Raw genomic sequence first — 20,613 nt, 5'->3', positions numbered from 1 at the left:
ACCACCGTCAGCCGGGGCATGACGGTCCTCGACGGCGACTTCCTGGGCCACTCCATGAACGGAGTGACCAGCTTCGAGCAGGGCGGCGGCGTCTATGACGCCGTAGCGGGCGGCCAGGGCCCGCTCGGAGGGCAGCCTGCCGCCGGGTGTCGGGGCGGCGCGGTCGAGTTCGTCCCGCAGCTGTGCGGCGATCCGCTGGTACTTGGGCATGGCGGCCGGGCCGCCGCCCCGCGAAGGGGAGGGCATGGCTTCTCCTCTGACGGGTGGTCAAGGACTGCGCGGTCTGCCCGACCAACCTAGCATTGGTCTATACCTTTCGGCAGGACGTTGCCGCCGCCCCGACCACCTTGGCCGGATCCCACGCCCGGGCGGACTCCGCTCACTCCCCCCGCAGCGGGTTGGGCAGCGGCAGGTAGCGCGCGTCGGCGCCGTCCGCGCGCGTCCAGCGCAGCAGCAGGTTCGTCTTGGCCGGAAGGGAGGGGGCCGCGAGCAGCTCCGCAACCTCCGGCAGGCCCCCGTGCTCGGCGTCGTAGCGCAGCAGCTCCTCGCGCACCGCCGGCCACACCCGGCCCGCCGCCCCGGGGTGCCGTTCGGCCACGGCCGCCCCCACCTCGGCCAGGTGGTTGACGACCAGGCAGTACACGAGCCGCTGCCAGGCAGCCTCACGCGGCAGGTCGCCGGGGAGCTTCACTCCCTCCGCGTCGCGGAAGAGCGCCTGCACGGGCACGCCCCGGTCGTCCACCGCGACCAGGCAGTTCTGCAGGTGGGCCTCCAGCACGATCCCGTGCCGGGCGAACAGGTCCAGGACCGGGGGCACGACATGGCGCAGGTACGCCCGCCACCATGCGGCCGGGTCGGGCGCGGCCTCGAGCGGGCTGCCGGTGAAGCCCTCGGCGAGCGCGGCGGCCAGCAGCGGCGTCGCCCCCGCCGCCACGCCCGTGCGCAGGCCGTCGCGGACGAGGACGGCGAGCTCCTCGAAGGCGAAGGCGGCGGTGCGGTACCCGCGGTCGCTCAGCCACACCGCGTTCGAACCGGTGCGGCGGCGCATGCCGTCGAAGCCGGCCCCGACGGCGGAGTCGGTGCGGCGCAGCGCGAGCAGGTCGTGGCGCCACAGCCGGCGCACGTCGTTCGTGATCCGCACGTCGAGGCTGAACTTGGCGAACAGGTCGAGGTCCGGACCGGTGGCGTACACGGTCCGCACGGAGGCGGTGGGCCACACCGGCAGCCGGGTCGGGCCGAGCCGCAGCAGGCGCCCGTCGGCGAAGGCCTCCCGCACCTCCGGGCGCCCGGCGACCAGCTCCAGCTGCCACGGGTGCGCGGGCAGCGCCCGGTACCCGGCGGGCGGGCGCGGGCCGTCGAGGATCCCGGCCAGCGCGTCGACCGCCCCGGCGGCGGCCGGGCCGCCCTCCTCGGCCACCTGGTCCTCGCGCAGCCCCAGCATCACGAGCGGGAAGCGGGCGTGTGCCTCGGGCGCGTACGGCAGCCAGCTCGTGGCGGGGGCGCCGCCCCGGGCCTTGGGGGCCGGGTGGTGCGGGTGGCCCATCACCAGGGCCTGCTCCGAACGGACGTACGGGTCCTCGGGCTCCTCGGCGTCCGCCCGGGCGGCCAGCAGCGCGGCGACGGCCTGGCGGCTGTCGCCGATCTCGCCCGGCAGCTCGTCGTTGGAGACGCCGGTGTACCGGTGCAGTTCGTCGGAGGTGAGCTTGACCAGTTCCGCGTGGCTGAGCGGACGCCAGCCGTCCGCGGTGTGCAGCTCCGGGCCGGACGGGCGGCGGCCGCCGCCGACCCGCAGCAGCCGGCCGCTGCCGCGCAGCCGGTGCACCTGCCCGCCCTCGGCTTCGCCCACCTCCCGCAGGAGGCAGTTCAGCAGCGGGGCTGCGCTGTAGGCGTCGGCGGCGGTGTCGATGTCCACTGGTTCCATTCGGTGCGTCTCCGGTGCGCCGGCGGTTCGCGGGTGGGACGACCGGCGGTGATCTTCAGTATCCGCGATGATGACGTGATCATCGGGTAGGCGATCCGAGCAGATCGATCCGAAAGGAACGGACCCCTGGACCGCAGCAGGCAACCTTCCCCGCCCGCCGCCGGACACTCCTCCGGCGCCCGGCCCTCCCCCGCCGTCGCGCCGGTCCCCGCCACCGCCGCCGAAGAGGCCGTGGCGGGCGCGCTGGCCGGCCTGCGGCCCGGGCTCGGGGCCGCGTACGAGGCCTCGCTGGGCGGTGCGCGCTCCGCCGTGCTGACCCGGCTGTGGCGGGCGCTGGCCTTCGAACCGCTGCCGTGGGTGGCGGGCCGGGAGCACGGGCCGGACGCGCTCACGCTGCGGCTGGCCGGGGGCGGCCGGCTGGAGGGGCCGCGCGCCGACCCGTACGCGACGGGTTCCCGCGTCGGCGAGGTGCGGCTCGACGGGCGCCCCTACCGGCAGGCGGCCCGGCTGGTCGAGGCGCTGCGGGTGCCGCACGGCGCCGCCTTCGCCGCCGAACTCGACGACAGCACCGCTTCCCTGGCCCTGTCCCGGGCCGGGCAGCCGCGCGGGCGGGCGCCCGAGCCGCGGGCCGGGTGGGAGTGGGAGCAGCGGGTGGTGGACGGCCATCCGTACCACCCCAACTGCCGTTCCCGGCCCGGTTTCACGGTGGCCGAGCAGCTGGCGTACGCGCCGGAGCACCGGCCGCTGGTGGGGCTCGGGCTGGTCCCCGTACGGGCGCAGGACTGCCTGGTCGTCGGGGAGTGGCCCGAGCACCTGCGCGACGGGGACCGGGTGCTGGTGCCGGTGCACCCCTGGCAGGCGGAGCACGTCCTGAAGGGCGAGGAGGTGCTGCCCGGGATCGCCGCGCACCCGCTGATGGCGCTGCGCACGCTCGCCCCGGCGGCGGGGGGCCCGCACGTGAAGACGGCGCTGAGCACCCGGCTGACCTCCTCCGTCCGTGACATCTCCGCCTACTCGGTCGAGACGGCGGCCGAGGTCTCCGCCTTCGCGCACGCACTGGCCGAGCGGCTCGACGGCCGGCTGCACGTCACCCGGACGCTGGGGGCGGCGACCGCGTACAGCGCGGACCTCGCGGCGGTGCTCCGCGAGCCCCCGGAGGCGTACGCGCGGCCCGGCGAGCGGGTCGTCCCGGTGGCGGCGCTGGCGGGTACGGACCTCGCCCGGTCGGCCGCCTGGCAGGCCGCCTTCGCCCGGCTGGCGCTGTCGGTGTGCCTTCGGGTGCTGGACCTCGGGGTGGCGCTGGAGGCCCACGGACAGAACCTGCTGGTGGTGTTGGCGCCCGACGGGAGCCCGCTGCGGCTGGTCTACCGCGACCTGGCCGACATCCGCATCAGCCCGGCCCGCCTGGCCCGGCACGGCCTGCCGGTCCCTCAGCTGGCGGGCCGGCTGGTCACGGATGACGAAACGGTGCTGCGCCGCAAGCTGTTCGGCTCCCTGGCGGCGGGCGCCCTCGCCTCGACGGCGGGCTCCGCCGAGGCCTTCGGGGCGGCTCTCGCGGCCGGGCTGGACGGCGCGGCGCCCACCGCCGACGCGCGGGCGCTGCGGAGCGGGCCGCTGCCGGTGAAGGCGCTCACGCTGATGCGGCTGAGCCCGGGGGTGCCGGGCGACCAGTGGGCGGAGCTGCCCTCGCCCCTGGCCGGGGACTGACGGAGGCCGGACGCGGCGACGCGGGGGGGGGCGACGACGCCGGGCGGGGGCTGGGAGGACGCCGGGCGGGGGTGAGGCGGGCAGCCGGGCGGGCTACTGTTCAGGGGCATGACAGAGACCTCGCGCCTCAGTGCCGTCCGGGCGTCCTACGACGCCGTCGCGGTCGACTACGCCCGGCTGCTGAGCGGCGAACTGGAGAGCCGGCCCCTGGACCGGGCGGTGCTGAACGCCTTCGCGGAGTACGTGCGCGGCGGGGCCGGCGGGGCGGTCGCCGACCTGGGCTGCGGCACGGGCCGGGTGACGGCGTACCTGGACGGGCTGGGCGTACGGGCCTTCGGCGTCGACCTCTCCCCCGCGATGGTGGCGGTGGCCCGGCGCAGCTATCCGGGGCTGCGGTTCGAGGTGGGCAGGATGGCGGGGCTGGACATGGCCGACGGGGTCCTGGGCGGGGTCCTGGCCTGGTACTCCACCGTGCACACGCCGCCGGGGGAGCTGCCCGCCGTCTTCGCGGAGTTCGCCCGGGTCCTGGCGCCCGGGGGCCACGCGCTCGTCGCGTTCAAGGCCGGGGACGGACGGCGGCGGCTGGAGCACGCCTACGGGCACCACGTCGACCTCGACGTGTACGAGACCCCGCCGGAGCTGGTCGCCTCGCTGCTGGCCGGGGCGGGGCTGGTGGAAGTGGCCCGGACGGTACGGGCGCCCGACGCGGAGGAGAAGGGGCCGCAGGGGTTCCTGCTGGTGCGCAAGGAGCCGGCCGCCTGAGCGGAAGGGACGCCGGGGCCCGGGGGTGTGGCCGCACGCGGCGCGCGAGCCGGAGCGATGGCCGCGCGCCGCGCGGTGGGGGGCCGGGTGGACGCGTCGGAGGTGCAAGCCGCCGCGCCCGCCCGGTGCTCGTGGGGAGGGGCCGGTCAGCTCTGCCAGCCGGTCCAGCTGCCGCTGCTCAGGCGGTGGCGGTACCAGCGTTCGCCGTCCATGCCGACGACGGAGATCGTGGGGGTCCAGCTGTTGCCGCCCTCGACGCGGACGCCGCTGCGGACGGAGCCGCCCATCGACACCCACTCGGACCAGCCGCCGCCCGCGAAGCTGTAGCGGGTCCACACCGCGAAGTCGGTGCCGACGATGAACACCTGCCGCTGCCCGTTGGGGTAGGTCAGCCAGGCCTCCCCGTACTCACAGATGTAGTCGCCGCCGAGCCCGGAGACGTGGCAGTAGCCGGCCGCGGCCGCCGGGGCCTGGCCCTGCGCCGGCGCGGCCGCGGCCGCCCCGGTCAGCGCCACGCCCACGAGGGCGAGGGTGGAGGCCGCCAGGGCCGAGGCACGGACGATGGATAAAGCCATGAGGTGACTCCCGTTTCCCACTCGTCGTCTGCGGATGCCGGGCGTGCCGCCGGGGCCCCGCTTCCCCTGGGGGACGGGAAGGCGGGTGCCGCCGTGCGGACCGCCCGGCGGGGATGAGCTTTCCAGCGACCGCAAACGAGGCCCTAACGTGCGGCTAACGGATCTTCACGCACCGCCCGGGAGGGCGGCGTTCGCGGCATCCCCCGCCCGGTGCGCGGCTCGCGCGGTGCGGTGGGCGCGGGCCCCCGCCGATTGGCCGGGACCGGCCTCATGAACGGAAATACGCAGACATATGCTCGGACGGGGGCGAGCAGAGGAAGAGGGGGCACGGATGGAGTTCCGCGTGCTGGGGACGGTCTCCTTGGTGGCGGCGTGCGGAAAGCCCGTGCAGCTCGGCCCCGCCAAGCGGCGCAGCCTGCTGGCCGTGCTCCTGCTGCGGCCCAACGCGGCCGTCGGCGTGGACCGGCTGACCCGGGCGCTGTGGGACGAGGATCCGCCGCGGCACTCGCGCACCGTGCTGCAGGGCCATGTCTCGCGGCTGCGGGCCCTGTTCGCCGAGCACGGCGCGCCGGACCACGGCGTCGAACTCCTCACGCAGGGGACGGCGTACGCGCTGCGGCTGCCGGAGTCCCTGGTGGACGCCCACCGCTTCGGGCAGCTGCACCGGCTCGCCCGGGAACAGCGTGAACCGGCCCGGGCCGTACGGCTGCTGCGGGAGGCGCTCGCCCTGTGGGAGGGGCCGGCGCTGGGCGGGACCGTGGGCGGTCCGCTGCTGGAGGCCGCCGCGCACGGCCTGGACGAGCTGCGGCTGACGGCGGTGGAGGAGCTGGCGGGGGCCCACGCGCTGCTCGGCGAGCACGCCGCGGCCGTGGCCCTGCTGCGGGCGGAGGCGGTGCTGCACCCGCTGCGGGAACCGCTGATCGCGGCGCTGGTGCTGGCCCTGGGCCGGTCGGGCCTGCGGTCGGACGCGCTGGACTGGTACCACCGCACGCGCAGGCTGCTCGCCGACCAGCTCGGCGTCGACCCCGGAGCGGTGCTCTCGGACGCGTACACCGCTCTGCTGCGGGCCGACGCACCCGCGCCGCCCCTCCCGACGACCGCCGCCACGGCCGTGGGGGTGTCCGCGGCGGCGGGTTCGGCCGCCCGGGAGGCCGGCACGGAACCCGGGCGGCCGAACCCGGAAGCCGCGGAGCCGGTCCCGGCGCGCGAGCAGTCGCCCCCGCGGGCCGGTCGGACGGCCCCGGCGCCCGGGGAGACGGGACCCGGGGAGACGGGGGACGCGGGGATGGAGTCCGCGGAGACGGGGCCCGGGGAGATGGAGCCGGTGGAGACGGAGCCGGTGGAGACGGGACCCGGGGAGACGGAGCCGGTGGAGACGGGGCCCGGGGGGACGGAGTCCGCGGGGTCGGAGTCCGCGGGGTCGGTGCCGCCCGCGCCGTTCCGCCCCGGGCCTCCCGAGGCGCCGCAGCTCCTGCCCCGCCGGCCGCGCGGCTTCACGGGCCGCACCGGCGAACTCGCGGAGCTCGACCGGGCCGCGGCCGGGGACACCGCCCCGATCCTCATGCTCACGGGGAGCGCCGGCGTCGGGAAGACCGCGCTCGCCCTGCACTGGGCCCACCGGCACCGGGCGGACTTCCCCGGCGGCCGGCTCTTCGCCGACCTCCACGGCTACAGCCCCCTCCCCGCCCGGGACACCGCCTCCGTGCTCCGCGAGTTCCTGCTCGCGCTCGGCGTCCCGACCGAGCGGATGCCCGGCTCCGCCCCGGCCCTCGGCGCCCGCTACCGCGAACTGACCCGCGGACGCCGGATGCTGGTCGTGCTCGACAACGCCCGTGACTCCGCGCAGGTACGCCCCCTGCTGCCCGGCGGCGACGCCTGCGTCACCCTCGTCACCAGCCGCAGCCGGCTCGGCGAACTGGTGGTCTCCGACGCCGCCCGTCCCGTACCGGTGCGCGAGCTGCCCGCCGCGCAGTCGACCGAGCTGCTCGCCGCCGTCCTGGGTCCGGACGCGGTCGCGGCCGAACCGGAGGCCGCGGTACGCCTCGCCCGGCTGTGCGACGGCCTGCCCCTCGCCCTGCGGCTGGCCGCCGCCCGGCTCGCCACCCGCCCGCACCGGGGCCTCGCCGCCTTCGCCGGTGAACTCGCCGACGAGCACACGCGGCTGGACCTGCTGAACGTGGGCAGCACCGGCGTCGCCGCCGCGCTCGGCCTCACGGTGCAGCACCTGCCCGAGGCCGCCCGGCGGATGTTCCACCGCCTCGGGCCGCACACCGCGGCCGCGCTCGACGTCCCCACCGCCGCCGCGCTCGCCGGCTGCCTGCCCAGCCAGGCCGCCTCCGCCCTGGACCAGCTGGCCGCCGCCCAGCTGGTCGTCGAGGCGGGCCCGCGGTCCTACGTCCTGCACGACCTGGTGCGCCTGTACGCCCGGAGCCTGTCCCCGGGCCACGACCCGGAGGGGCTGCTGCGGCTCCTCGACCACTGGCTGCGTACCCTCCTCGCGGCCTGCGCCGCCGCCGAGCCGGGCAGCGAACCCTGCTGCGCCCTGCCCGCCGGGGCCCGGCGGGCCGCCCCGGTACGGCCGTTCGCCGGCCGCGCGGACGCCCTGTCCTGGTTCGCCGCCGAACGGGACGCGCTGCGCGGCGCGGTGGAGTCGGCCGTCACCGCCGGGCTGCACGACCGCGCCTGGCGGCTGGTCCTGCTCCAGTGGCCGCTGATCGTGTGGCAGGTCCGCGACGGCTGGGTGCCGCTGCTCGAACGGGCCCTGGCCAGCGCGAAAGCCGACGGCGACCCCGGCGCCCAGTCCCGGACCCGGGCGCTGCTGGGCTGGGTGCTGTCCGAGGAGGGCCGGCCCGGGGAGGCGCTGGCACACCTGGAGCGGGCGCCGGGGCTCGCGGCCGAGGCGGGGGACGCGGCCGGGGAGGCGATCGCCCGCATCAACCTCGCCGTCGCGCTCGCCCGGGCGGGTGAACGCGCACGGACCGGGGAGCTGTTGGCCTCCGCCCTGGACCTGGCCGAGCGGGCGGGCCGCGCCGACACCGTCACCCTGGCCCACCAGCACCTGACGCAGCACCTGCTGTCGGTGGGTGCCCCCGAGGCGGCCGCCGGCCACGCGGTCCGCGGCCTGGCGCTCGCCGCCCCGCCCGCCGCGGCGCCCCGGCGGGTGGTGCTGCGCACCCTGTACGGCGAGGCGCTCGCCGCGACGGGCCGCAGGGGCGAAGCCGCGCGCCAGCTCGACGACGCCGTACGGGAGGCGCGGGCCCACGCGTACCAGGAGGGGGAGAGCGCCGCCCGCGCCGCGCTGGCGGCCCTGGCGAAACGTTGAGCCCGTGGCCGGTCCCGCCCGGGGCGGGGGCCGGCGCGGCCGTGGGCCGTTCGGGCGGCAACCGGCGCCCGGCGGGCCCGCCTGCGCGGCGATCGGGGCGGGCGGTGGCAGGAAGGGGGGATGAGCCTTCCACGCCGCCGGGTCCTCGCGGGTACGGCCGCCGCCGTGCTCGCCGCCGCCGGGACGGGCGCGCGGGCGGCCGGCGTACGGTCCGGCGGGGCGCGGCGGGACGCGCTTACGGCCGCCGGGGCGGGCCCCGACTTCGCAGCGCTCGCCCGCGCGATGGACGGGCGGCTGGTCCGTGCGGGGGACGCGGACTACGCCGAGGCCCGGCAGCTCTTCCAGTCCCGCTACGACGGCGTCGCGCCCGGCGCCGTGGCCTACCCCGCGCACGCCGGGGACGTCGCCGTGTGCCTCGGCTTCGCCCGCCGCTCCGGCGCCGCGGTGGTGCCGCGCGGCGGCGGCCACAGCTACGGCGGATGGTCCACGGTCGCCGGGGGGCTGGTGGTGGACACCGGGGCGATGGCCGCGGTGACCGTCGAGGGGGACGGCGTACGGGTCGGGGCGGGGGCCCGGCTCGCCGATGTGCACGGGGCCCTCGCGGCGCGGGGCCTGGGCGTCCCGGCCGGGCTGTGCCCCTCCGTCGGCATCGCCGGGCTGACCCTCGGCGGCGGGCTGGGGCTGGCCTCGCGGGCGTACGGGACCACCTCCGACCGGCTCCTGGGCGCCCGCGTGGTGACCCCGGACGGGGTGGTCCGCGAGGTGGACGCCGGCCGGGACGCCGATCTGTACTGGGCGCTGCGCGGGGGCGGCGGCGGGAACTTCGGGGTGGTCACCGAGTTCCGGCTGCGCACCCATCCGGTGGGTGACGCCGCCCTCGCCGAACTGCACTGGCCGGCTGCGGACTCCGCGGCGGTGGTACGCGGCTGGCAGCGCTGGCTGGGCGCGCTGCCGGACCCCTTCTGGAGCCAGGTGGAGTTCACCGTGGAGGCCGGCCGGGACGCCGTCCCCGCCGTCCGGGTGGTGTGCCTCGACGGGCGGGCGGAGCTGGAGCGGGAGCTGGAGCGGCTGACCGCCCTGGTGGGCCCGGAGCCGCGGGACGGCGGGATCCGCGTACGGAGCTACGGGGACACCGTGCGCGCGATGGCCGGCTGCGCGGACCGCGACCCCGCCCGGTGCAGGCTGCCGGGCCGGCTGCCCGGCCGGGATCCGCAGGGCGCGCTCGGCCGGGACTCGTACGCGGCCCGCTCCGACTTCTGGGGCGGCGCCGGGCTGCCGGAGGCCGCGGTGGCCGCGGTGCTGGACGCCGTCGGGCGGTACGGGCGGCAGGCGCCCGGGGGCGGCTTCGGGGTGGTGCAGTTCGACGGGGTGTGCGGAGGGGCCGTGAACCGGGTGCCCGCCGCCGGCACCGCCTTCGTGCACCGGGACAGCTCCTTCCTGGCCCAGTACCTCGCGTACTGGCCCGAGTCCGCGACGGCCGCCGAGGTGGCGCGGCACCAGGGCTGGCTCGACGGGCTGTGGCGGGACCTGCGGCCGTGGGCGGGCGGCCGCGCCTACCAGAACTACGCCGATCCGAAGCTCACCGGCTGGCGCGAGGCCTACTACGGCTCCAACCTCCCCCGCCTGGAGGAGGTCAGGCGCACGTACGACCCGGGCCGGCTGTTCCGTTTCCCCCAGGCCGTCTAGACGGTCACGACAGGAGCGAGCGATGCGACGTTTGTTGACGGTGTTGGCGACGGCGGCGGCCGCGGCGGCCGCCGCCCTGGTGCTGCCGGGCGGGGCGCTGCCGGTGGCGGAGGCGGGGCGGCCCGGGGCGGCTGCCGGGCAGTGGTCCGCGCGGGAGGCCGCGGCCTTCTGGACGGAGGACCGCATGGCCTCCGCCCTGCCCGTTCCCGGGCCGCCCGGCCCGGAGCACGTCCCCGACCCGCGGGCGGCCGGTCCGGCGGCACCCCAGCCCGTGCCGGCGTCGGCTCCGTCCCCGGCGGCGGACCCGGCCGCGCCGTCTGCGCCGTCCGCTGCGGCCGCACCGGACGCACCGGCTCCACCGGCCGGCCCCGGCGCCGAACCGGCCCTGCCGGACGCACCGGTGCCGCCCGGGACCGACCCGGCGGCCGCACCGGCCGAGCCCGCCCCCGCTGTCCCGGTCGCCGTGCCCGCGCAGCCGGCGCAGCCCGTCGCGGCCGCCCTGCCCGCCACCACCGGCGTCGGGCAGGACTTCGACGGCATCCCGGTCGTCGGCCGCATGTTCGTCATGCAGAGCGGCGGCGCCTACTTCTGCACCGCCAGCGTGGTCTCCTCCCCCAGCCGGGACATGGTGCTCAGCGCCGCGCACTGCCTGCTCGGCACCGACACCCGCCAGGTGGCCTTCGTACCGCAGTACACGCGCGCGAACCCGCGCCCGTACGGGATGTTCCCGGTGCTGCGCGACACCGCCGGGCACGCGAAGGTGTGGATCGCACCCCGCTACCGCACCGACGGGCCCGACCGGGCGGCCACCCTCGACGTGGCCTTCGCCCAGGTCGGGCCGGGCTCCGACGGCCTCCCGGTGGAGGACGTCGTCGGCGGCAACCGGCTCGTCACCGGCGCCACCTTCCACCACGCCAAGGTCACCCTGATCGGCCATCCGGCGGCGGCCTCGCGCCCGCGGATGTGCGTCAACCGGACCACCAAGTTCACGAGCCGGGACGCGAAGAGCCCCGGGTCCTTCCTCAGGATCGACTGCACCGGCTATCCGGGCGGGACCAGCGGCGGCCCCTTCATCGCCCGCTACGACACGGACACGCAGACCGGGGACGTGGTCGGGGTGATCGGCGGCTGGAAGACCGGCGGGCCCACCGCGGACACCTCGTACAGCTCCTACTTCGGCGCGGAGATCAGGAAGCTGTACCAGGCGGCGGTTGCCGGGGCACGGGCGCGGTGACCACCCGCACCCAGCGGGTGCGGCGCGGATTGCCCACCGTACGCGGGGTCGCCGGCACCCCGTCGGCGGTCAGCGGGTCGGCCGGGGCGAGCGCGAGCTGACGGCGCAGGTCCGCCAGGGCGGCGTGCACCGGCGCGAGGATCACCTCGGCGCTCGGGTGGATGTGCGCGAGCGCGTGCGCGGTGGTCTCGATGGTCTCGGCGGCGTCCTCGGCGGCGGTCCGGCTCCACCCGCCGGGCCGCCCGCCGCACCAGGGCACGACGGCGTCGTAGAGGTGGCAGGCGGCATCGGCCGCGGCGTCGGCCCGTTCACCGACACCCGGCGCCGCGATGGTCGGCAGCAGCTCCATGCCCGCTCAACGAGCGGGACCCGCCGGGGGAACGAGACGCCCGCGACGGATCCGGCGGGCCACGGCGCGTCCCGGCGGCGGCCGCGGCGCGCCCGTCCCCCGCCCCGGGCGGCAGGCGGGCGCTTAGGCTGGTCCGATCATGAGCCTCAGAGTGCGCAAGCCGGCCCGTGCGGGGAAGACCGGCCCGAGGAACGGAACGGCCGGGGCCGGCGGGCCGGGCCGCCGCCGCGAGCCCGGAGTGTTCGGCCAGCTCGCCGTGGCGCTGCGTACGCCCGCGCGGGCGGGCGAGCCGCTGTTCGCGCGGGCGCCCAGGCCGTGGCAGCGGGTACTGCCCTACGCCGTCATGGCCGTGTTCGTGGTGACCCTGCTGCCGGTGACGATCGCGGTGCTGACCGACGACTACGGGATGGGCGGCGGCTGGGCCGGGGCCCTGGCCGTGGCGCAGACCGTGCCGCTGCTGCTGGCGGTGTCCCGGCCGGTGGCGGCCTGGGCGACGGTGCTGCTCGCGGACGTCGCCGCCGCGGTGCTGCTGACCGGAGCCGGCGGGGTGAGCGGGCTGACCTGGCCGTGGCCGCCGACGGTGGTGGTCGGGTACCTGGCGCTGATGGTCTGCCTGGGGCTGCGCGAGCCGGTGCGGACCCTGGTGCAGGTGTGGCTGGTGACCGGCGCGGCGGGGGTGGTGCTCGGCTTCTTCCCGCCCGCCGGGGTGACGAACACCGTCGCGCTGCTGTTCGTGCTGAGCGGGTCCGTGCTGGCGGTGACCGGTGCGCTGCGCGGGCTGGGTGACGCGCGGCAGCGGATCGCCGAGCAGGAGAGCATCAGCGAGGCGGAGCGGGCGCGGCGCACCCTGCTGGAGGAACGCGCGCGGATCGCCCGGGAGTTGCACGACGTGGTGGCGCACCACATGTCGGTGATCACGGTGCAGGCCGACTCCGCGCCTTACCGGCTGCCGGGCATGGCGGAGCCGGTGCGGGAGGAGTTCACGGCCATCGCGGCCAGTGCGCGTGAGTCACTGGGCGAGATGCGGCGGCTGCTGACGGTGCTGCGGGGCGACGGTACGAACGGTGCCGGCGCCGGCGGTGCGGACGGTGAGCGGGCGCCGCAGCCGGGCATCGCGCGGATCCCGCAGCTGGTGGAGGCGACCGTACGGGCCGGGCAGCCGGTGGAGCTGTCCCTGGCGGCGGGGCTGGCCGGGGTGCCGGCGCCCCCGGCCGTGGACCTGTCGGCGTACCGCATCGTGCAGGAGGCGCTGGCGAACGTCGTGCGGCACGCCCCGGGCGCCCGCACCCGCGTGGCGGTGACGTACGCGGCGGGGGACGAGGAGGTGCTGGTCCTGGTGGTCAACGGCCCGGGCCGGGACCCGGTGGTGGAACCGGAGGGCTCCGGTACGGGGCACGGTCTGGTGGGGATGCGCGAACGCGTACGGTTGACCGGCGGGACCCTGGACGCGGGGCCGCTGCCCGAGGGCGGTTTCCGGGTCGCCGCCCGGCTCCCGCTCGACTCCCGGACCGAGGATTCCAGTTGACCATTCGCGTGCTCATCGTCGACGACCAGGCCATGGTGCGGGCCGGCTTCGCCGCGCTGCTGTCGGCGCAGCCCGACATCGACGTGGTCGGCGAGGCCCCCGACGGGCGGGAGGGCGTGCGGGTCTCGCGCACGGTGCACCCCGACGTGGTGCTGATGGACGTACGGATGCCGGAGCTGGACGGGCTGTCGGCGGCCCGCGAGCTGCTGGACCCGCCGGCCGGGGTGACGCACCGGCCGAAGGTGCTGATGCTGACCACCTTCGACATCGACGACTACGTGTACGAGGCGCTGCGCGCGGGCGCGTCCGGGTTCCTGCTGAAGGACGCCCCGCCCGCCGACCTGATCGCGGCGGTCCGCGTGGTCGCTTCCGGCGAGGCGCTGCTGGCGCCGTCGGTGACCCGCCGGCTGATCGCGGACTTCGTGCGCCGGCGGCCGGCGCCGCGCAGGGACCCGGCGCTGCGGCTGAACGGCCTGACCCCGCGCGAGACGGAGGTTCTGGAGCTGATCGCGCGGGGCCTGTCGAACCAGGAGATCGCCGCCGGCCTGGTCGTGGCGGAGCAGACGGTGAAGACGCACATCGGCCGGGTGCTGGCCAAGCTGGACCTCCGCGACCGGGCGCAGGCGGTGGTCTTCGCGTACGAGGCGGGCCTGGTCCGCCCGGGCGACTCGGCGTAGGACCCACCGCCGGCCGACCCCGCGCCAGGCGGTCCCATCAGGACAGTAGGGTGGGCCGGGTGAACCTTTCTTCCGCGCTTCCACGTTCCTTCCGGCTGCTCGTCACGGGCGGGGGGACCGGTGGACACACCTATCCCGCCCTGACCGCGATCCGTACGTTGCAGGCCCGTCTCGCGGCGGCCGGCGGCACGCTCGACGTGCTGTGGATCGGGACCGCCGACGGCCTGGAGGCACGGGTCGCCCCCGCGGAGGGGATCGCGTTCCGGACCGTCGCCACCGGGAAGATCCGGCGTTCGGCGAACCCGCTGAAGATGCTGTCCGCGGCGAACATGAAGGACATGGCGAAGGTGCCGCTCGGCGTGGCCCAGGCCCGGGCGATCGTGTCCGAGTTCGCACCCGACGTCGTGCTGGCCACGGGCGGTTACGTCGCGGTGCCGGCCGGGCTGGCGGCGCGTCTGTGCAAGCGTCCGCTGGTGCTGCACGAGCAGACCGTGCGCCTCGGCCTGGCCAACCGGAAGCTGGCCGGGTCGGCGACGCGCATCGCCGTCTCCTCCGAGTCCTCGCTGCCCCTGCTGCCGGCGGAGGTGCGCGACCGCGCGGTCGTCACCGGCAACCCGGTGCGGCCCGAAGTGCTGTCCGGGCACGCGGAGAAGGCACTGCACGCGCTGAACCTCACCGGGTTCGACCGCCGGCTGCCGACCGTGTACGTCACCGGCGGTGCGCAGGGCGCCCAGCAGATCAACACGGTCGTGCGCGAGGTGCTCCCGTGGCTGCTGGGCCACGCGAACGTGATCCACCAGTGCGGCCCGGCCAACGTCGACGAGCTCCGCTCCGCGGCCGCCGCCCTGGACCCGGTCCTGGCGGGCCGGTACCACGTGACGGGCTTCGTCGGTCCGGAGCTGCCGGACGTGCTGGCGCTGGCCGATGTGGTCATCTCCCGGTCCGGGGCGGGGACGCTGGCGGAGCTGACCGCGCTGGGCAAGCCGGCGGTGTTCGTCCCGCTGGCGACCTCCGCGGGCAACGAGCAGGCCCACAACGCCCAGCACCTGGCCGACGCCGGGGCCGCGCTCGCCCTCCTCGGCGAGGTCACCGCGCACGGCCTCGCGGACGCGGTCGGCCCGCTCCTGACGGACCCCGCCCGCCGGGCGCAGATGGCCGAGCGGGCCCGGGCGTACGGCCGGCCGGACGCCGCGGAGCGTCTGGTGGACGTCCTGCTGGCCGCGGCCGCCGGCTGACCGCAGCCGCGCGGTCCCGGCCGGGACCGCGGAGGCCCGTGACCCGTCCGCCGTGAACCGGACACGGTCACGGGCCCCCGCCGCCACGGCCCACCGCCCCGGACCACGGGCCCGCACGACGGGCCCCTGGCACGGTCCGTGCCCGGGAGGAGGGGACGACGCATGACGAACGACGGTGCCGCCGCGTTCCACCGGATCAAGATCCGTGTCGCCGCCCTGGTCTTGGACGGGCAGGACGTGGCGCTGATCCGGCGGACGAACGACCGCGGCGCAACGCACTACTCCCTGCCCGGCGGCAACGTGGAACCCGCCGAGCCGCTGCCCGACGCCCTGCGACGGGAACTGCGGGAGGAACTCGGCCTGACCCCGGGGGACATGGCCGAAGAGCCGCGTTTCACGTGGCTCCTGGACGCCATGGTGACCCGCCCCGGATCCCCGCCCCCGCGCAAGCTCCACCTCGTCTACCAGGTCCGCCTCGGGCACGGAGCGCGGCGCAGGCTGAAGGCGTTCGAGGACGACGACGCGGTGGGCCGCGGGGAGGTCGTCTGGCTGCCGTACGAACAGACGGGTGACCTCGCCCTCTTCCCGCCCGTGCCCGTCGCCGCTCTCGGTGCCGACGGATACCTCGAGGGCGGGCCGGCCATGCTGGCCGCCGTGAACGACACGAATTACCGGTGGATCTGAGCGAGCCGGCATGCCGGGCCCGCAGTTCGCCCCGGTGTCCCTCCTCCACCACCCCCTACCCGGGTATGACATCCGGTTTGGCTCCCCGGTCCGACGTGCGGGCCGGTACCTCCTTCCTACCTTCCTCCTCGTCAGGGACCCGCCGCGGGTGCCGGCACGAGGAGAGGGGGAAGGGGCATGCGCCGCTTCGGGAGGACGATCGTCACGGCCGCGCTGGCGGTGGCCGTCGTCGCGGGGACCGCCGGATGGGCCGTCGGCGACAGCCGGCCGGCCGTCACCGGGCCGCCGCCCGGGAGCGCCGCCTGGCGGGCCGGTTCGGTGGGCGGCCGGCCGCTGCCCGATCCGCGGGCCGCCTCCCCGCGCGAGGTGGCCCGGTTCTTCGCCGGGCTGGACGGCTCGGCGCGCCGCGAGCTGCTGCGGGCGCACCCGCTCGTGGTCGGCAACCTGGAAGGGGCGCCGCTCCCCCTGCGGTACGAGGCCAACCGGACGGCCGTCCTCGCCACGGGTGAGGCCCGCTACGCCTCGCTCGCCGGACCCGGCCGGCAGATCCTGGCCTTCGACCCGCGCGGGCGGGGCCAGGTCGCCGAGGTGTTCGGGGACCTGGAGGAGGCGGCGCACGTCTCCGTGATCGTGCCGGGGTCGGACAACGACGCCGCCGCGCACGACGCCCGCCGTACCCCGCACACCGGCCCGGCGGGGATGGCCCGCGCGCTGCGTGACGCCGCGGGCGGCTCGACCGCCGTCGTGGCGTGGACGGGCTACACCACCCCGGTGGGCGTGGGCCCGGACGCGGCCGGCGGGCGGCTCGCCGAGGCGGGGGCGGCCCGTCTCGCCCGCTTCACCGCCGGCCTGGACGCGGTCGGCGCGCCCGACCCGGTGCTGTTCTGCCACAGCTACGGCTCGGTGGTCTGCGGGGTGGCCGCCCGGCACACCGACGCCACCGACGTCGTCGCCCTCGGCTCCCCCGGGATGCGTGCGGACCGCGCCGCCGCGCTGGGCACCCGCGCCCGCGTCTGGGCGGCCCGCGGACCCTCCGACTGGATCGCGGACGTCCCCCACGTCCGCTTCGCGGGCCTCGGGCACGGGGCCGACCCCGCCTCCCCGGCCTTCGGGGCACGGCCGGTGCCGGCCTCCGACGTACGCGGCCACACCGGCTACTTCGCGCCCGGCACCCGCTCCCTGGCGGCGTTCGCCGCGATCGCGAAGGGCGAGGTCCGATGAGCGCGCTCACGCCGCTGCGGGAGGCGGCGGACCGGATCGACCGGCGGACCCCCGCCCACCGGGACCGGGCCGTCGACGGGCTGCGCGCCCTGGCCCTGCTGGCGGTCCCGACGGGGCACTGGCTGCTCGGCGGGTTCACCCTCGACGCGGAGGGCGGCCTGCACAACGCGAGCCCCCTGTCGGCCTTCGCGGCCCTCGCCCCGGCGAGCTGGGTCCTCCAGATGCTCGGCATCTTCTTCCTGGTCGGCGGCTACGCCTCGGTGCTCTCCTACCACCGCCGCACCGGCTCGACGGGCGCCTGGCTGAAGGGGCGGATGGTCCGGCTGGGGCGCCCGGTGCTCGGGGTGACGGCCGTGTGGGCGCTGGCCGCACCCGCGCTGTACGCGGCCGGTGTGCCGGAGGCCACCGTGCGGACGGGGGCCACGCTGGTGGTGCAGCCGCTGTGGTTCGTCGGGGTGTACGCGGGGGTGACGGCCCTGACGCCGTACTGCGTGCGGGCGGCGCGCCGGTTCGGCGGGTGGGCGGCGGCGCCGCTGCTCGGGGCGGTGGCGGCGGTGGACTTCCTGCGGTACGGGCCGCTCGCGGACTCCGTGCCGTCCTGGCTGTCGGTGCTCAACATCCTGCCGGGCTGGCTGTTCGCGTACCAGCTGGGCGTGGCCTGGGGCGAGCGGCGGATCGGCCGGCGCGGGGCGTGGCTGCTGCTGGCGGGCGGGGCGCTGCTGTTCGCGGCGCTGCTGGTGGTGTTCGGCTACCCGGCGTCGATGGTCGGGGTGCCCGGGGCGGGGCGGACCAATGCGCATCCGCCGTCGCTGCTGGTGCTCGCGCTGGCCGCGGCGCAGTCGGGTGCGGCGATCCTGCTGCGGGAGCGGCTGGCGGGGCTGCTGGCCCGGCCGGCGCTGTGGGCGCCGGTGGTGGTGGTCAACCTGTCCGCGATGACGATCCTGTGCTGGCACCAGACGGCGATGCTGGCGGCGGCCGTGCCGGGGGCCCTTGCGGGCGAGGTGGCCGGGCTGACGACGGCGCCCGACACCCTCGGCTGGATCGCGGCGCGGGCCGCGTGGCTGCCGGTGTTCGCGGTGCTCCTGGTGGGCATCGCGCGGTACGCGCGCCGCTTCGAGGCCGCCCCGGCCCGGGGGCGCGGGGCCCCGGCCGTACGCCGGACCGTGGCGGGCCTGCTGGCGGCGGGTTTCGCGGCCTTCGCGCTGGGCCTGGCCTAGCCCGTTCCGTCCACGGGGCCGTGACCGCCGCGAAACGGACGAGAGCGCCGCTCCCTTCGGGGAGCGGCGCTCTCGTCGTGGTGTGGCGCTCTCGTCGCGGTGTGGCCGGGCCGCCGGTCAGGCGATGGAGGCCGCCACGATGGCGGCGACGGCGAGGTTGCAGGAGGCGGTGACCCAAACGGCCGGGTGCGGCTCCGGGTCGACGACGATGGCGCCGAGCTTGCCCGGGGTCACCAGGTCCAGCACCAGGAAGGCCACGGCCATCAGGACGAGGCCGAGGACGCCGAAGGCGGCCGTGGACAGCAGGCCCTTGCCGAAGTCCTGGTAGGTCGTCCAGATCGAGGTGAAGACGATGCCGCCGATGCCGAGGAGCGCCGAGCTGAGCAGGAGGGCCGCGTTGCGGTTGCGCTCCTCCCAGATCTGCTTCGGGAGCTTCCCGGGCGTCAGGACGTCCACCAGGACGATGCCGAGGATCAGCAGCACCAGCCCGAGGGCACCGTAGGCGCTCGTACGGCCAAGTCCGTTGACGATGTCGCTCATTGAGAAGCCTGTCTCCGCGTGGGTGGGAAAGGATGGGCCAGGACGTGCCGTGGGGAGGCCGAATCTATCGCACGGCCCTGCCCCGGACCATGGGGAGGTCAGGAAATGGCAAAGGTCAGGGCCGCGCGGGCGGGGGAGGCGGCGGCGCTGACCGCGCTGGTCATGCGGTCGAAGGCCTACTGGGGGTACGACGCGCGGTTCCTCGCCGCCTGCGCACCGCAGCTGCGCGTCCGGGAGGCGGAGCTGACGGCGCGGCGGATCGTGGTGGCCGAGAACACGCGCGGGGAGGTGCTGGGCGTCGCCTCCCTCGACGACGTCGGGGAGGCGGAGGGGATCGCGCAAGGACCGGTGGTACGGCTCGGGCTGCTCTTCGTGGAGCCCGCCGCCATCGGGCTCGGCGTCGGGCGGCTGCTGTACCGGGACGCGGTGTGCCGCGCCGCCGCCCTGGGCCGGCGCAGGCTGCTGATCGACGCCGATCCGCACGCGGCGGGCTTCTACCGCGCGATGGGCGCCGCGGAACCCGCGAGCGCCGCACCGGTGGGGCAGGAGGGACTCGTACGGTTCGAAGTGGCGCCCGCCCCGCTCGCCGGATGGGCCCGGGCCTGGACGGGCGGGGTCCCGGCGGTCCACGTGGGCAACGTCGCGGAGTTCAACGCCCAGTTCGCCGACGCCTCCCTCGGCCCGGAGCAGCGCGCCGCACACGACTACGCCTGCCTCGCGGCGTTCTACAGCCCCCGCCCGGCGGCCCTGGTGCTGCCCCGCCCGGTGCCGCGGGGCTGGGTCGCCCTGGTGGGCCGGCAGTTGGGCTGGGACCCCGGGGTCGAGGTGTACGACGGGCTCGTCGAACGGGGCCCGGGCCTGTCGGACGCCGTACGGGCCCGGCCGGCGCTGGCCCGGCGGGTGACGGGGCGCGGGCTGCCCCTCGTACCGTGGGGGCGGACCGAGCCGTACGCGCGGCTCGCGGGCCTGCCGTGGCGGCCGGACGAGCTGCGGTACGAGTCGAAGTCGGCCGCGCACGCCCTGTTCGCCCGGATCCTGGCGGGCGGCGGGCACCCGGGGATCAGGCTCCCCGCGCAGTGGCGGGCCGCGACCCGGCGGGCGGCCGCCCGGCGGCTCGCGGCGCGGGCACGGGCGGGCGAGAGCACCGTTCTCAAATCGGAGCACGGTGTCGGGGGTTCGGGTACCGCGGTGGTGACCTCCGCCGGGGTGCGCGAGGCCGGCGGGGCCCGTGCCGTGCTGCGCCGACTGCCGCGCGGCCCCCTGCTGCTGGAGGAGTACGTACCCGGCCCGACGGCCGCGCACCTTCCTCGGGACCTGACCTACGACGGCTTCGTGGACGGTGCGGGCCGGCCGCAAGAGGTCGGCGCGGCGGTGATGGACGTCGCCGACGGCGGCTACCGCGGCGCGACGGTCGGGCCCGGGGTGGTACCCGCCCGCCTGGAGGGGCCGCTGCTCGCGTTCGGGGCGGCGGTGGGACGGGAGCTGGCGGCCGACGGCTACCGGGGCTGGTTCGACGTGGACTTCGTCACCGACGCGGCGGGGCGGCTCGCGCCGACCGAGACCAACCTGCGGCTGACCGGCCCGTCGGCGGCCTTCATGGTGGCGGCCCGGCTGGACGAACTGCGGGGCGCGGGGCACCTCGTACGGATCGCCGACCGGGTGGAGCTGGGCGCGCGGCTGCCGGAGGCTCAGCTGGAGGAGGTGTGCGCGGAGCTCGCCCGGGGCTGTGCGCGGCTGGGGGCGGTGTTCGTCCCGGCCATCGTGACCGGCGCCTTCGACCCGGCGCCCTGGCTCGGCGTGCTGGTGGCCGCGCGCAGCGCCGCGGCGCTGGACGCGGCGGAGGCCCTGGTGCGGGAACGGGCCCTCGCGGCCGGAGCCGACTTCGGAGCGTCCCTGACAACACGGCCCGCCCCGTGACCGCCCCGGCACCGAGGCCGGCTCCCGGTCCGCCCCATACG

17 protein-coding genes are annotated in these 20,613 nt (G+C 77.3%); 12 read left to right on the top strand and 5 right to left on the bottom strand.

Annotation, left to right across the window (positions count from 1 at the left end; translation table 11 throughout):
* Window positions 1–246, bottom strand: a 246-nt coding sequence (locus AB0D45_RS26660; protein ID WP_362463512.1) for a GntR family transcriptional regulator, incomplete at its 3' end; no start/stop codon positions are given.
* A 133-nt stretch (window positions 247–379) separates the two neighbouring features.
* Window positions 380–1,921: an IucA/IucC family protein gene (locus AB0D45_RS26655; RefSeq protein WP_362463509.1), complete on the bottom strand. Its 1,542-nt coding sequence runs from the start codon at window positions 1,919–1,921 to the stop codon at window positions 380–382.
* 231 nt (window positions 1,922–2,152) lie between these two features.
* On the opposite strand from AB0D45_RS26655, the gene AB0D45_RS26650 reads away from it, so the two are divergent.
* Window positions 2,153–3,628 (top strand): IucA/IucC family siderophore biosynthesis protein, encoded by a 1,476-nt coding sequence (locus AB0D45_RS26650; protein ID WP_362463506.1) that lies wholly within the window; start codon window positions 2,153–2,155, stop codon window positions 3,626–3,628.
* A gap of 108 nt (window positions 3,629–3,736) precedes the next feature.
* Entirely contained in the window at window positions 3,737–4,390 is a 654-nt protein-coding gene (locus tag AB0D45_RS26645) for a methyltransferase domain-containing protein (RefSeq protein ID WP_362463503.1), read from the top strand.
* A gap of 146 nt (window positions 4,391–4,536) precedes the next feature.
* Here AB0D45_RS26645 and AB0D45_RS26640 read toward each other — a convergent pair whose 3' ends face one another.
* A complete protein-coding gene (locus AB0D45_RS26640; RefSeq protein WP_362463501.1) occupies window positions 4,537–4,965 on the bottom strand; it encodes a hypothetical protein in 429 nt (142 codons plus the stop codon).
* Between the two features lie 331 nt (window positions 4,966–5,296).
* Here AB0D45_RS26640 and AB0D45_RS26635 point away from each other — a divergent pair, with 331 nt between their 5' ends.
* The 3 genes from AB0D45_RS26635 to AB0D45_RS26625 all read left to right on the top strand — a co-directional run bounded on the left by AB0D45_RS26635 (window position 5,297) and on the right by AB0D45_RS26625 (window position 11,207).
* Window positions 5,297–8,287, top strand: coding sequence for a BTAD domain-containing putative transcriptional regulator (locus tag AB0D45_RS26635; protein ID WP_362463499.1), 2,991 nt, complete (start codon window positions 5,297–5,299; stop codon window positions 8,285–8,287).
* 120 nt (window positions 8,288–8,407) lie between these two features.
* The gene (locus AB0D45_RS26630) at window positions 8,408–9,973 is read left to right on the top strand and encodes an FAD-binding oxidoreductase (RefSeq protein WP_362463496.1); all 1,566 of its coding nucleotides are present in this window, start codon (window positions 8,408–8,410) and stop codon (window positions 9,971–9,973) included.
* Between the two features lie 22 nt (window positions 9,974–9,995).
* Complete coding sequence (locus AB0D45_RS26625) at window positions 9,996–11,207, top strand: trypsin-like peptidase domain-containing protein (protein WP_362463493.1); 1,212 nt, start codon at window positions 9,996–9,998, stop codon at window positions 11,205–11,207.
* Here the strand turns inward: AB0D45_RS26625 and AB0D45_RS26620 are convergent.
* On the bottom strand, window positions 11,161–11,556 hold the full coding sequence (locus AB0D45_RS26620; protein ID WP_362463490.1) for a hypothetical protein: 396 nt from the start codon (window positions 11,554–11,556) through the stop codon (window positions 11,161–11,163). The two genes, AB0D45_RS26625 and AB0D45_RS26620, sit on opposite strands and share 47 nt — an antisense overlap.
* Window positions 11,557–11,695: 139 nt before the next feature.
* Here AB0D45_RS26620 and AB0D45_RS26615 point away from each other — a divergent pair, with 139 nt between their 5' ends.
* The 6 genes from AB0D45_RS26615 (at window position 11,696) to AB0D45_RS26590 (ending at window position 18,115) form a co-directional block, all read left to right on the top strand.
* Window positions 11,696–13,081, top strand: a complete 1,386-nt coding sequence (locus tag AB0D45_RS26615) for a sensor histidine kinase (protein WP_362463487.1) — start codon at window positions 11,696–11,698, stop codon at window positions 13,079–13,081.
* Window positions 13,078–13,758 (top strand): response regulator transcription factor, encoded by a 681-nt coding sequence (locus AB0D45_RS26610; protein WP_362463484.1) that lies wholly within the window; start codon window positions 13,078–13,080, stop codon window positions 13,756–13,758. The genes AB0D45_RS26615 and AB0D45_RS26610 overlap by 4 nt, the downstream gene beginning before the upstream one ends.
* A 59-nt stretch (window positions 13,759–13,817) precedes the next feature.
* Window positions 13,818–14,993, top strand: a complete 1,176-nt coding sequence (murG, locus tag AB0D45_RS26605) for an undecaprenyldiphospho-muramoylpentapeptide beta-N-acetylglucosaminyltransferase (protein ID WP_362463481.1) — start codon at window positions 13,818–13,820, stop codon at window positions 14,991–14,993.
* Between the two features lie 162 nt (window positions 14,994–15,155).
* Window positions 15,156–15,677 (top strand): NUDIX hydrolase, encoded by a 522-nt coding sequence (locus AB0D45_RS26600; RefSeq protein ID WP_362463478.1) that lies wholly within the window; start codon window positions 15,156–15,158, stop codon window positions 15,675–15,677.
* A gap of 177 nt (window positions 15,678–15,854) precedes the next feature.
* A complete protein-coding gene (locus AB0D45_RS26595) occupies window positions 15,855–16,898 on the top strand; it encodes an alpha/beta hydrolase (protein WP_362463475.1) in 1,044 nt (347 codons plus the stop codon).
* Window positions 16,895–18,115, top strand: a complete 1,221-nt coding sequence (locus AB0D45_RS26590; protein ID WP_362463472.1) for an acyltransferase — start codon at window positions 16,895–16,897, stop codon at window positions 18,113–18,115. The genes AB0D45_RS26595 and AB0D45_RS26590 overlap by 4 nt, the downstream gene beginning before the upstream one ends.
* A gap of 117 nt (window positions 18,116–18,232) precedes the next feature.
* Here AB0D45_RS26590 and AB0D45_RS26585 read toward each other — a convergent pair whose 3' ends face one another.
* On the bottom strand, window positions 18,233–18,655 hold the full coding sequence (locus AB0D45_RS26585) for a DUF350 domain-containing protein (protein ID WP_361610870.1): 423 nt from the start codon (window positions 18,653–18,655) through the stop codon (window positions 18,233–18,235).
* 105 nt (window positions 18,656–18,760) lie between these two features.
* On the opposite strand from AB0D45_RS26585, the gene AB0D45_RS26580 reads away from it, so the two are divergent.
* The gene (locus AB0D45_RS26580; protein ID WP_362463469.1) at window positions 18,761–20,572 is read left to right on the top strand and encodes a GNAT family N-acetyltransferase; all 1,812 of its coding nucleotides are present in this window, start codon (window positions 18,761–18,763) and stop codon (window positions 20,570–20,572) included.
* The last annotated feature ends 41 nt before the right edge of the window (window positions 20,573–20,613 follow it).

Origin of the sequence: Streptomyces sp. NPDC048352 (genome assembly GCF_040651895.1) — a bacterium.
GTDB lineage: Bacteria > Actinomycetota > Actinomycetes > Streptomycetales > Streptomycetaceae > Streptomyces.
The sequence above is the reverse complement of the archived record's forward strand: the minus strand, read 5'-3'. Positions and strand labels throughout refer to the sequence as shown.

Bases quoted from the DNA above. Each gene is read 5' to 3' on its own strand.
- AB0D45_RS26580 (WP_362463469.1), top strand. From the start codon at position 18,761: ATGGCAAAGGTCAGGGCCGCGCGGGCGGGGGAGGCGGCGGCGCTGACC.
- AB0D45_RS26620 (WP_362463490.1), bottom strand. From the start codon at position 11,556: ATGGAGCTGCTGCCGACCATCGCGGCGCCGGGTGTCGGTGAACGGGCC.
- AB0D45_RS26595 (WP_362463475.1), top strand. From the start codon at position 15,855: ATGCGCCGCTTCGGGAGGACGATCGTCACGGCCGCGCTGGCGGTGGCC.
- AB0D45_RS26590 (WP_362463472.1), top strand. From the start codon at position 16,895: ATGAGCGCGCTCACGCCGCTGCGGGAGGCGGCGGACCGGATCGACCGG.
- AB0D45_RS26645 (WP_362463503.1), top strand. From the start codon at position 3,737: ATGACAGAGACCTCGCGCCTCAGTGCCGTCCGGGCGTCCTACGACGCC.
- AB0D45_RS26625 (WP_362463493.1), top strand. From the start codon at position 9,996: ATGCGACGTTTGTTGACGGTGTTGGCGACGGCGGCGGCCGCGGCGGCC.
- AB0D45_RS26630 (WP_362463496.1), top strand. From the start codon at position 8,408: ATGAGCCTTCCACGCCGCCGGGTCCTCGCGGGTACGGCCGCCGCCGTG.
- AB0D45_RS26615 (WP_362463487.1), top strand. From the start codon at position 11,696: ATGAGCCTCAGAGTGCGCAAGCCGGCCCGTGCGGGGAAGACCGGCCCG.
- AB0D45_RS26655 (WP_362463509.1), bottom strand. From the start codon at position 1,921: ATGGAACCAGTGGACATCGACACCGCCGCCGACGCCTACAGCGCAGCC.
- AB0D45_RS26640 (WP_362463501.1), bottom strand. From the start codon at position 4,965: ATGGCTTTATCCATCGTCCGTGCCTCGGCCCTGGCGGCCTCCACCCTC.
- AB0D45_RS26635 (WP_362463499.1), top strand. From the start codon at position 5,297: ATGGAGTTCCGCGTGCTGGGGACGGTCTCCTTGGTGGCGGCGTGCGGA.
- AB0D45_RS26600 (WP_362463478.1), top strand. From the start codon at position 15,156: ATGACGAACGACGGTGCCGCCGCGTTCCACCGGATCAAGATCCGTGTC.
- AB0D45_RS26585 (WP_361610870.1), bottom strand. From the start codon at position 18,655: ATGAGCGACATCGTCAACGGACTTGGCCGTACGAGCGCCTACGGTGCC.